Below are 10,073 nucleotides of genomic sequence, written 5' to 3'. Positions count from 1 at the left end.
GGGCGGCGGCCGCACCCGCGCCGCCGACGAGCTGCGCCGCCGGCGCGCCGCCGCTGGCGCGCGCCGCCGCGCTGCTGGCGATCGGCATCGTCTCGGCCCGCATCGACTGGGTCGAGCCGTCCGGCGCGCCGATCCAGGTGCGGCTGGTGCAGGGCAACATCCCGCTGTCGGAGAAATTCGACCCGGAGGAAATCTTCCGCACCATGGACCGGCAGCGGGTGCTTGCCGAATCGCCGCGCGCCGCCGGCCCGGCCGACCTCACGCTGCTGCCCGAGACCGCCGTCCCGGTGTTCCAGGACCAGCTCACGCCCGAGGCCTGGCAGGACTGGACCGGCAGCGCGCAGCGCGCGGGAAGCACCTTCGTGCTGGGCGTGGCGCTGCGCCAATCGCGCCCCGACCGCGACTACTACTACAACGGCGTGATCGCGCTCGACGCCCATACGCCACCCGACGAACTGGTGGCCGGCACCGTCGCCCAGCGCTACAGCAAGCGCCACCTGGTGCCGTTCGGCGAATTCGTGCCACCCGGCTTCCGCTGGTTCGTCGACGCCATGGTGATGCCGCTGGGCGACTTCGACCGCGGCGCGCCGCGCCAGCAGCCGTTCGACATCGCCGGCCAGCACGTGGCGCCCAACGTCTGCTACGAAGACGTGTTCGGCGAAGAACTGCTGCCTGCCGTGCGGCCGACGGCATCGGCGCCGGGCGCCACCATCCTGGCCAACGTCAGCAATCTGGCCTGGTTCGGCGATTCGCTGGCGCTGCCGCAGCACCTGCAGATGTCGCGCATGCGGGTGCGCGAAACGGAGCGGCCGATGCTGCGCGCCACCAACACCGGCATGACGGCGGTGATCGACGCTCAGGCCCGCGTCGCCGCCGTGCTGCCGCCGCTGACCGAAGGCGTGCTGGACGCCGCCGTGCAGGGCACGCGCGGCCTGACGCCCTACGCCCGCACGGGCAACGCGCCGGTGCTGGCGCTGCTGGCGGTGCTGCTGGCCTGGGGCGCCTGGCGGCGCCGCCCGCGACACGGCGGCGCCGATGTCGCCCGGGGCAGTTAAAATCGGCGGTTCGGCCGCGCCCGCCCCAGTCGGCGCCGGCGGCCGTACCGCCTCCAACGCGAAGACTATGCTCACATTCCAACAGATCATCCTCCGCCTCCAGCAGTACTGGAGCCAGCAAGGCTGCGCCCTGCTGCAACCCTACGACATGGAGGTCGGGGCCGGCACCTCGCACACCGCCACCTTCCTGCGGGCGCTGGGCCCGGAGCCTTGGCGCGCGGCCTATGTGCAGCCGTCGCGCCGGCCCAAGGATGGCCGCTACGGCGAAAACCCCAACCGCCTGCAGCACTACTACCAGTACCAGGTGGTGCTCAAGCCGGCGCCGCCCGAGATCCTGGACCTGTACATCGGCTCGCTGCAGGCGCTGGGCATCGACCCGGCGCAGCACGACATCCGCTTCGTGGAAGACGACTGGGAAAACCCCACGCTGGGCGCCTGGGGCCTGGGCTGGGAAGTGTGGCTCAACGGCATGGAGGTGACCCAGTTCACCTACTTCCAGCAGGTCGGCGGCATCGATTGCAAGCCCACCACCGGCGAGATCACCTACGGCGTGGAGCGCCTGGCCATGTACCTGCAAGGCGCGCAGAGCATCTACGACCTGGTCTGGACCGACACCCCGAACGGCCGCCTGACCTACGGCGACGTCTACCACCAGAACGAGGTCGAGCAATCGGCCTACAACTTCGAGCATTCCTCGGCCGAGATGCTGCTGCGCCACTTCAACGACTATGAAGAACAGGCCAGGCGGCTGGTCGAGGTCCCGCTCGCCCTGCCCGCCTACGAAATGGTCCTGAAAGCCGCCCACACCTTCAACCTGCTGGACGCGCGCGGCGCGATCAGCGTGACCGAGCGCGCCGCCTACATCGGCCGCATCCGCAGTCTGTCGCGCGCCATCGCGCAGGCCTACTACGATTCGCGCGAGCGGCTGGGCTTCCCGCTGCTGGCCGGCAAGGAGGCCGCGTAAATGGCGCAGTCGCCCCAACCCCTGCTGGTCGAACTGTTCACCGAAGAACTGCCGCCCAAGGCGCTCGACCGGCTCGGCCGCGCCTTCGCCGAAGGCATCCATGCCGGCCTGCGCGGCCGCGGCCTGGTGGCCGGCGGCAACACCGTCACGCCGTTCGCCTCGCCGCGCCGGCTGGCGGTGCGCCTGTCGGCGGTGCTGGCCAAGGCGCCCGACGCGCCGTTCACCGAAAAACTGATGCCGGCGAGCGTGGGCCTGACGGCCGACGGCCAGGCCACCCCGGCGCTGCTGAAGAAGCTGGCCGCCAAGGGCCTGGCCGACGTCGACGTGGCCGCGCTGGCGCGCGAATCCGACGGCAAGAACGAGCAACTGGTCTACCGCGGCGTGGCTCCCGGCGCCGCGCTGGCGGCCGGGCTGCAGGCGGCGCTGGACGAAGCGATCGGCGGGCTGCCGATCCCGAAGGTCATGAGCTACCAGCTGGCCGACGGCGTCACCACCGTGCGCTTCGTGCGGCCCGCGCACGGGCTGGTGGCGCTGCACGGCGAACAGGTGGTCGAAGTGTCGGCCTTGGGCCTGGCGGCCGGCCGCGTCGTCCACGGCCACCGCTTCCAGTCCGCCGGCCCGATCGAGCTGCCCTCGGCCGACGCCTACGAGACCCTGCTGGCCGGCGGCGGCCGCGTGATCGCCTCGTTCGCCGAGCGCCGCGCCAACATCGAGCGCCAGCTGCGCGAACAGGCCGCGCGCCTGAACGCCTCGCTGGGCGACGAGGCCGACGTGGCGCCGCTGCTGGACGAGGTCTGCGCGCTGGTCGAGTACCCCACCGTGTACGTGGGCGAGTTCGAGCAGGCCTTCCTGGCCGTGCCGCAGGAATGCCTGATCCTGACGATGCGGCTGAACCAGAAGTATTTCCCGCTGTTCGACGCCGCCGGCGCGCTCACCAACCGCTTCCTGATCGTCAGCAACATGGCGCTGGCCGATCCGCATAACATCATCGAAGGCAACCAGCGCGTGGTGCGGCCGCGGCTGGCCGACGCCCGCTTCTTCTTCGAGACCGACAAGAAAACGCCGCTGGCCGCGCGCGTTCCGCAGCTCGCCACCATCGTCTATCACAACAAGCTGGGCAGCCAGCTCGAACGCGTCGAGCGCGTGCGCGCGCTGGCGCGCTGGGTGGCCGAGCGCATCGCGGCCGATCCCGCCCTGGCCGACCGCGCCGCGTTGCTGGCCAAGGCCGACCTGGTCACCGGCATGGTGGGCGAATTCCCGGAGCTGCAAGGCATCATGGGTGCCTACTATGCCGCGGCCGACGGCGAGGCGCCCGAGGTGGTCGAGGCGATCCGCGGCCAGTACCGGATCCGCATCGAACGGCCGGTAGGCGCCGGAGACGCGCCGGCCGCCGCGCTGTTCCTGGCCGAACGCGCCGAAACGCTGGTGGGCATCTGGGGCATCGGCCTGGCCCCCACCGGCGACAAAGACCCCTACGGCCTGCGCCGGGCGGCGCTGGGCCTGATCAGCGGCTTCGAACAACTGGCCGCCGGCGGCCGGCTGGCCGGCGGCGGTCTGTCGCTCGACAGCCTGCTGGAACGCGCCGCGGCGCTGTTCCCGGCGGCTCCGCCCGGCGTGCCCGGCGAAGTGCGGGCCTTCGTGTTCGAACGCTACCGCAACCAGCTGGCCGGGCAGTACGAGCGGGCGGCGGTCGACGCCGTGATCGCGGTGGCGCCGCCGCTGGAACAGGTGCCGGCCCGCGTGGCCGCGGTGGTGGCGTTCTCGGCCCTGCCCGAGGCGGCCAGCCTGGCGGCCGCCAACAAGCGCATCGGCAACCTGCTGAAAAAGGTCGAGGGCGAGATCGGCGCGGTCGACGCCGCGCGGCTGTCGGAACCGGCCGAGAAGACCCTGGCCGACACCGTGCGGCGCCTGCGGCCGCTTGCCGACGAGCGCTTCGGGCAAGGCGATTTCGCCGGTGCGCTGGCGGTGCTGTCGGAGGCGCGCGATCCGGTCGACGGCTTCTTCGCCGACGTCATGGTCATGGCCGACGACCCGGCGGTGCGCGCCAACCGGCTGGCGCTGCTGGCCGAACTGCATGGCGCCATGAACCGGGTGGCCGATCTTTCCCGGCTGGCCGCATCGTGATCGCGAAAAAGCCCGCGCTCGGCCCCCTGTCGCGCCACCGGCTGATCGTGCTCGACCGCGACGGCGTGATCAACCACGACAGCCCCGACTACATCAAGTCGCCCGACGAATGGACGGCGATACCGGGCAGCCTGGAAGCCATCGCGCGGATGAACCGCGCCGGCTACCGCGCGGTGGTGGCCACCAACCAGTCCGGCCTGGGCCGCGGCCTGTACGACGCCGCCACGCTCAACGCCATCCACGCCAAGTTCAAGGCAGAGCTGGCCAAGGCCGGCGGCACGGTCGACGGCATCTTCATCTGTCCGCACGCGCCCGACGAAGGCTGCGCATGCCGCAAGCCGCTGCCGGGCCTCTATCACACCATCGCGCGCCGCTTCGACATCGACCTGGCCGGCGTGCCGTCGGTGGGCGATTCCGGGCGCGACCTGGAAGCCGCCTACGCGGCCGGCTGCCAGCCCTGGCTGGTGCTGAGCGGCAACGGCCCGTCCACGCTGGCGCAGGGCAAGGTCCCGCCCGGCACGGTGGTGTGGGACAGCCTGATGGCCGTGGCCGAGGCGCTCGAAGGCCACGGCGAGAACGAGGACAACGGATGACGCGTCCCGCCCATCCTCCACGGGCCGCGGGGCGCTGAGCATGGCCTGGCTGCGCTCCTTCCTGTTCGCCGTGTTCCAGATCGTCACGGTCATTCCGTACGCCATCGCCTGCCTGCTGTGGGCGCCGCTGCCGCTGCGGTGGCGCTACCGGCTCACCCGCGGCTGGCCGCGCCTGGTCATCTGGGCCGGGCGCTGGCTGGTCGGCATGCGCTGGCGGGTCAAGGGCTGGGAGAACCTGCCCGACGGCCCCGCCATCGTTCTGTCCAAGCACCAGTCGGCCTGGGAAACCCTGTTCCTGGCCGGCTGGATGCCGCACGACATCTGCTTCGTCCACAAGCGCGAGCTGAACTGGATTCCGTTCTTCGGCTGGGGCCTGGCGCTGCTGCACATGATCGCGATCGACCGCGGCCGCGGCCGCGACGCCTTCGAGCAGGTGATCGCCCAGGGCCGCGACCGGCTGGCCGCCGGCCGCTGGCTGCTGATGTTCCCCGAAGGCACGCGGATCGCGCCGGGCAAGGCCGGCAAGTACAAAAGCGGCGGCGCGCGGGTGGCGGTGCGCACCGGCGCCCGCGTGGTGCCGGTCGCCCACAACGCCGGCGAATGCTGGCCGCGCAACGCTTTCGTCAAGCGCCCCGGCATCATCACCGTATCGATCGGCCCGCCGATCGACCCGCAAGGCCTCACGGCCGAAGAACTGAACAAGCAGGTGGAGGCGTGGATCGAAGGCGAGATGCGCCGCCTCAGCCCCGAGCGCTATCGCGACGCCGCCCCCGCCGTTGCCACCGCCCGCTCCTGAACGATGCCCGCCCGCGCCGCCCGCCGACCCGCCCGAGACCCCGCCGCCGCTGCCGCCGCCGGCGCGGGCAGCGCGCAGCTCGAACTGACGTTCGAGGCGCCGCCGCCCGAGGCGCACGGCCTGGCCGCGCCGGCCGCCGATCCGCGCACGGTGGAGCTGCCGCCCGGCGCGCGCTGGCGCGAGGTGGTGGCCGACGGGCAGCGCATCCGCTTCGTGCTGCAGCGCTCGCGCCGGCGCACCATCGGCTTCATGATCGCCGACGACGGCCTGCGGGTGACGGCGCCGCGCTGGGTGGTGCTGGCCGACATCGACGACGCCGTGCGCGAGAAATCGCGCTGGATCCTGTCCAAGCTGCGCGACTGGCAGGCGCGCAAAGAGCGCCTGGCGCTGAACCGCACGCGCTGGGAAAACGGCGGCGAGCTGCCCTACCTGGGCCGCCGGGTGACCCTGCGGCTCGACGCCCAGCGCGCCACCGGCCTGGCGGGCGACCCGGCCGCCCCGGCCGACGGCGACGTGCTGTGGCTGGCGCTGCCGGCCGACGCCGGCGTCGCCCGCATCCGCGACACGGTGCAGGCCTGGCTGCAGGGGCAGGCGCGCCAGGTCTTTGGCGCGCGGCTGGAGCTGTTCCTGGCCCGCACCGGCCTGCGCATCAACCGCTGGCGGCTGTCCTCGGCCGCCACCCGCTGGGGCTCCTGCACCAGCGAAGGCAACATCCTGCTCAACTGGCGGCTGATCCACTTCCCGCTCGACGTGATCGACTACGTGGTCGCGCACGAGCTCGCCCACCTGCGGGAGATGAACCATAGCGCCGATTTCTGGGCCGAGGTCGGCCAGTTGCTGCCGGGCTTCGAAAGCGCGCGCGACGCGCTGCGCCGCCACGATCCGGCCAGCCTGCCGCAATTCCGCTAGCGCCGCAGGCGCGGCGATCTTCCACTGACGAGGTGAATCATGCGTATCCTCCACACCATGCTCCGGGTCGGCAACCTGCAACGCTCGCTCGATTTCTACACGCGCGTCCTGGGCATGCGCGAACTGCGCCGCAAGGACTACCCCGACGGCAAGTTCACGCTGGCCTTCGTCGGCTACCAGGATGAAGACCAGGGCGCGGTGATCGAGCTGACCCACAACTGGGACACCGACCGCTACGACCTCGGCAACGGCTACGGCCACATCGCGATCGAGGTCGACGACGCCTACGCGGCCTGTGACCGCGTGCGCGAGCTCGGCGGCAAGGTCACCCGCGAGGCCGGCCCGATGAAGCACGGCAGCACCGTGATCGCCTTCGTCGAGGATCCGGACGGCTACAAGATCGAGTTCATCCAGCGCGGCACGCGCAAAGACTGACCTTCCCGCGGCCCGCCGCTTTCACGGCCCTCCGCGCGGGGGCATGCCAAACCCATGCTCAACGGACTCTGGTTCGGTTTCTTCCTGGCGGCGGCGGCCGCGGCCTTCGGCAAGTGGCTGGCATTGGGCGACGCCGCCGTGTTCGGCGCCATCGTCGCCAGCCTGTTCGCGATGGCCAGGCTGTCGGTCGAGGTCATGGTGCTGCTGTTCGGCACCCTGGCGCTGTGGCTGGGCTTCCTGAAGATCGCCGAACAGGCCGGGCTGGTCGACGCGCTGGCGCGCCTGCTGGGCCCGCTGTTCGCGCGGCTGATGCCCGAGGTGCCGCGCGGCCACCCGGCGATCGGGCTGATCACGCTGAACTTCGCCGCCAACGTGCTGGGACTGGACAACGCCGCCACGCCGATCGGCCTGCGCGCGATGAAATCGCTGCAGGCGCTCAATCCCAGCGACTCGACGGCCAGCAACGCGCAGATCCTGTTCCTGGTGCTCAACGCCTCGTCGCTGACGCTGCTGCCGGTGACGATCTTCATGTACCGCGCGCAGCAGGGCGCGGCCGACCCGGCGCTGGTGTTCCTGCCCATCCTGCTGGCCACCAGCGCGTCGACGCTGGCCGGCTTCCTGTGCGTGGCGGCCGTGCAGCGGATCCGGCTGTGGGATCCGGTCGTGCTGGCCTGGGTGGGCGGCACGGCGGCGCTGCTGGGCGGCCTGATGGCGCTGCTGGCCACGCTATCGGCGGCGGCCATCGGCGCGCTGTCTTCGCTGGTCGGCAACCTGCTGCTGTTCGCGCTGATCCTGCTGTTCCTGGTGGCCGGCGCGGTACGCAAGGTGCCGCTCTACGAAAGCTTCATCGACGGCGCGCGCGAGGGTTTCGACGTGGCCAAGGGCCTGCTGCCCTATCTGGTGGCGATGCTGTGCGCGATCGGCGCGCTGCGCGCTTCCGGCGCGCTCGATTTCGCGCTCGACGGCCTGCGCTGGCTGGCGGCCGGCGCGGGGCTCGACACCCGCTTCGTCGACGCGCTGCCGACCGCGCTGGTCAAGCCCTTTTCCGGCAGCGCGGCGCGCGCGCTGATGATCGAAACGATGCAGAGCCACGGCGTCGATAGTTTCCCCGCGCTGCTGTCGGCCACCATCCAGGGCAGCACCGAAACCACCTTCTACGTGGTCGCCGTCTACTTCGGCGCGGTAGGCATCCGCCGCACCCGCCACACCGTCGGCTGCGCACTGCTGGCCGACCTGGCCGGCGCGCTGGCGGCGATCGGGGTGTGCTACTGGTTCTTCGGCTAGAAACGGGTTCTTCGGATGGCCGCCGCCATTGGTTCTTCGCTAGAACCCTAGGCGGGCGCCCGGCCGCCCGAAGCCCGCCGCGCCCCTGGGGGCAGCCGCCCGGACGCCGTTCAGGCGGCCGGGCGGCCGGGGGGGCCTAATGCTCCGGCTTCGTCCAGCGCATCGGCCAGCGCGATGAACTGCGCCACCGACAATTCCTCGGCGCGCGCGCTGTCGGCGATGCCCAACCGTTCCCACGGCACGTGCGGCGCCCAGTCGCCCAGGCCGCGCCGCAGCATCTTGCGGCGCTGCGCGAAGGCGCGCGCCACCGTGGCCGACAGCGTACCCTCGCGGCGCGCGCGCGGCCGATCGGCCGGCAGCGGCATCATCCGCACCACCGCCGACACCACGCGCGGCGGCGGGTCGAAGGCCTCGGGCGGCACGTCGAACAGCTTTTCCATCTCGTAGCGCGACTGCAGCATCACCGACAGCCGGCCGTAGTCGGCATCGCCCGGCTGCGCCACCATGCGGTCGACCACCTCGCGCTGGAGCATGAAATGCTGGTCTCTCACCTGGTCGGCGTAATCCATCAAATGGAACAGCAAGGGGCTGGAGATGTTGTACGGCAGGTTGCCCACCACCCGCAGCGCCGGCCCGAACCGCGAGAAATCGACGTCCAGCACGTCGGCCTCGGTCACCGCCAGCCGCTCGGGCGGATAGGCCTGCCGCAGGCGCGCGGCGAGATCGCGGTCGATCTCGATCACCTTCAGCGCGTCGAGCCGGCCGAGCAGCGGCGCGGTCAGCGCCGACAGGCCGGGGCCGATCTCGACCACGTTGTCGGCGCGGCGCGGCGCGATAGCGCGCACGATCGCCTCGGGCACGCTGTCATCGATCAGGAAGTGCTGGCCGAAACGCTTGCGGGCCTGGTGCTGCTTCATGCGGTGGGTGTCATCCGGATGGCCTCGATCACGGCCTGTTGCAGGCTGCCGGGATCGGCGCGGCCGGTGCCGGCCAGATCGAGCGCGGTGCCGTGGTCGACGGAGGTGCGCACATAGGGCAGCCCCAGCGTGACGTTGATGCCACGGCCGAAGCTGGCGTGCTTGAGCACCGGCAGTCCCTGGTCGTGGAACATCGACAGCACCGCATCGTATTGCGCCACGTGGTCGGGCACGAATAGCGTATCGGCCGGCAGCGGCCCATGCGCGTCGATGCCCGCGGCGCGCGCGCGCCCGATGGCGGGCGCGATCACATCGATCTCTTCGCGGCCCAGGTAGCCGCCCTCGCCGGCGTGGGGGTTGAGCCCGCACACGGCGATGCGCGGCGCGGCCAGCAGGAAGCGCGCACGCAGGTCGGCGTCGAGGATGCGCAGCGTGCGGTCCAGCAGCGGGCCGGTAATGGCGTCGGGCACGGCGCGCAGCGGCAGGTGGGTGGTGGCCAGCGCCACGCGCAGTCCGCCGCCGGCCAGCATCATCACCACCTGGTCCACGCCGGCGCGTTCCTGAAGGTATTCGGTATGGCCCGAGAACGGCACGCCGGCGTCGTTGATCACGCTTTTCTGCACCGGGGCGGTCACGATGGCCTGCGCCTGGCCACGCTCCACCATCCCGATGGCGCGGTCCAGCGTATCGAGCACGTAGCGGCCGTTGGCCGCGTCGAGCCGGCCCGGCACCGACGCCACCCGCAGCGGCACCGCTTCGAACGCCACGCCGGCGAGCCCGGACAATTCAGCGCCGCCACGCGCCGCCAGCAGCTGCGAGTCGCCCACGAGGACGAGTTCGGTGTCGCGCCACGCGGATGGATCGACCTCGGCGGCGGGCCCCGCCGGGGCGGCGCCGGCATGCAGCGCCGAAAACCAGACGGCCACCGACGCCGAAAGCTCCGGGCCGATGCCGGCCGGCTCGCCGGTGGTCAGCGCGAGACGGCGGACCATGGCA

At 71.8% G+C, this 10,073-nt stretch carries 10 protein-coding genes; 8 read left to right on the top strand and 2 right to left on the bottom strand.

Features of this window, described 5'->3' with window-relative positions:
* From lnt to ABD927_RS20645, 8 genes are all read left to right on the top strand, one after another.
* A partial coding sequence (lnt, locus tag ABD927_RS20680) for an apolipoprotein N-acyltransferase (RefSeq protein WP_345251758.1) occupies window positions 1-1,055 on the top strand: 1,055 nt, incomplete at its 5' end.
* Window positions 1,056-1,122: 67 nt separating this feature from the next.
* Window positions 1,123-2,019, top strand: coding sequence for a glycine--tRNA ligase subunit alpha (glyQ, locus tag ABD927_RS20675; RefSeq protein ID WP_345251757.1), 897 nt, complete (start codon window positions 1,123-1,125; stop codon window positions 2,017-2,019).
* Window positions 2,020-4,143, top strand: coding sequence for a glycine--tRNA ligase subunit beta (glyS, locus tag ABD927_RS20670; RefSeq protein ID WP_345251756.1), 2,124 nt, complete (start codon window positions 2,020-2,022; stop codon window positions 4,141-4,143).
* Window positions 4,143-4,736, top strand: a complete 594-nt coding sequence (gene gmhB / locus ABD927_RS20665) for a D-glycero-beta-D-manno-heptose 1,7-bisphosphate 7-phosphatase (protein WP_345251760.1) — start codon at window positions 4,143-4,145, stop codon at window positions 4,734-4,736. The genes glyS and gmhB overlap by 1 nt, the downstream gene beginning before the upstream one ends.
* 40 nt (window positions 4,737-4,776) lie before the next feature.
* Entirely contained in the window at window positions 4,777-5,532 is a 756-nt protein-coding gene (locus ABD927_RS20660) for a lysophospholipid acyltransferase family protein (RefSeq protein ID WP_345251755.1), read from the top strand.
* 3 nt (window positions 5,533-5,535) lie between these two features.
* Window positions 5,536-6,441: a M48 family metallopeptidase gene (locus ABD927_RS20655; protein WP_345251753.1), complete on the top strand. Its 906-nt coding sequence runs from the start codon at window positions 5,536-5,538 to the stop codon at window positions 6,439-6,441.
* Between the two features lie 39 nt (window positions 6,442-6,480).
* On the top strand, window positions 6,481-6,876 hold the full coding sequence (gloA, locus tag ABD927_RS20650; RefSeq protein ID WP_345251751.1) for a lactoylglutathione lyase: 396 nt from the start codon (window positions 6,481-6,483) through the stop codon (window positions 6,874-6,876).
* Between the two features lie 54 nt (window positions 6,877-6,930).
* Complete coding sequence (locus ABD927_RS20645; protein WP_345251750.1) at window positions 6,931-8,160, top strand: nucleoside recognition domain-containing protein; 1,230 nt, start codon at window positions 6,931-6,933, stop codon at window positions 8,158-8,160.
* A gap of 110 nt (window positions 8,161-8,270) precedes the next feature.
* Here ABD927_RS20645 and rsmA read toward each other — a convergent pair whose 3' ends face one another.
* Together rsmA and pdxA are read right to left on the bottom strand one after the other, a co-directional pair.
* Window positions 8,271-9,077 carry a 16S rRNA (adenine(1518)-N(6)/adenine(1519)-N(6))-dimethyltransferase RsmA gene (rsmA, locus tag ABD927_RS20640; protein ID WP_345251749.1) on the bottom strand — a complete coding sequence of 269 codons (807 nt, stop codon included), beginning with the start codon at window positions 9,075-9,077 and terminating at the stop codon, window positions 8,271-8,273.
* A complete protein-coding gene (pdxA, locus tag ABD927_RS20635) occupies window positions 9,074-10,069 on the bottom strand; it encodes a 4-hydroxythreonine-4-phosphate dehydrogenase PdxA (protein ID WP_345251748.1) in 996 nt (331 codons plus the stop codon). Before pdxA ends, rsmA begins: the two co-directional genes overlap by 4 nt.
* Between the last annotated feature and the right edge of the window lie 4 nt (window positions 10,070-10,073).

Source organism: Pigmentiphaga soli (assembly GCF_039541095.1).
Lineage (GTDB): Bacteria > Pseudomonadota > Gammaproteobacteria > Burkholderiales > Burkholderiaceae_B > Pigmentiphaga > Pigmentiphaga soli.
The sequence above is the reverse complement of the archived record's forward strand: the minus strand, read 5'-3'. Positions and strand labels throughout refer to the sequence as shown.

Bases quoted from the DNA above. Each gene is read 5' to 3' on its own strand.
- glyQ (WP_345251757.1), top strand. From the start codon at position 1,123: ATGCTCACATTCCAACAGATCATCCTCCGCCTCCAGCAGTACTGGAGC.
- glyS (WP_345251756.1), top strand. From the start codon at position 2,020: ATGGCGCAGTCGCCCCAACCCCTGCTGGTCGAACTGTTCACCGAAGAA.
- ABD927_RS20660 (WP_345251755.1), top strand. From the start codon at position 4,777: ATGGCCTGGCTGCGCTCCTTCCTGTTCGCCGTGTTCCAGATCGTCACG.
- ABD927_RS20655 (WP_345251753.1), top strand. From the start codon at position 5,536: ATGCCCGCCCGCGCCGCCCGCCGACCCGCCCGAGACCCCGCCGCCGCT.
- gloA (WP_345251751.1), top strand. From the start codon at position 6,481: ATGCGTATCCTCCACACCATGCTCCGGGTCGGCAACCTGCAACGCTCG.
- ABD927_RS20645 (WP_345251750.1), top strand. From the start codon at position 6,931: ATGCTCAACGGACTCTGGTTCGGTTTCTTCCTGGCGGCGGCGGCCGCG.
- rsmA (WP_345251749.1), bottom strand. From the start codon at position 9,077: ATGAAGCAGCACCAGGCCCGCAAGCGTTTCGGCCAGCACTTCCTGATC.
- pdxA (WP_345251748.1), bottom strand. From the start codon at position 10,069: ATGGTCCGCCGTCTCGCGCTGACCACCGGCGAGCCGGCCGGCATCGGC.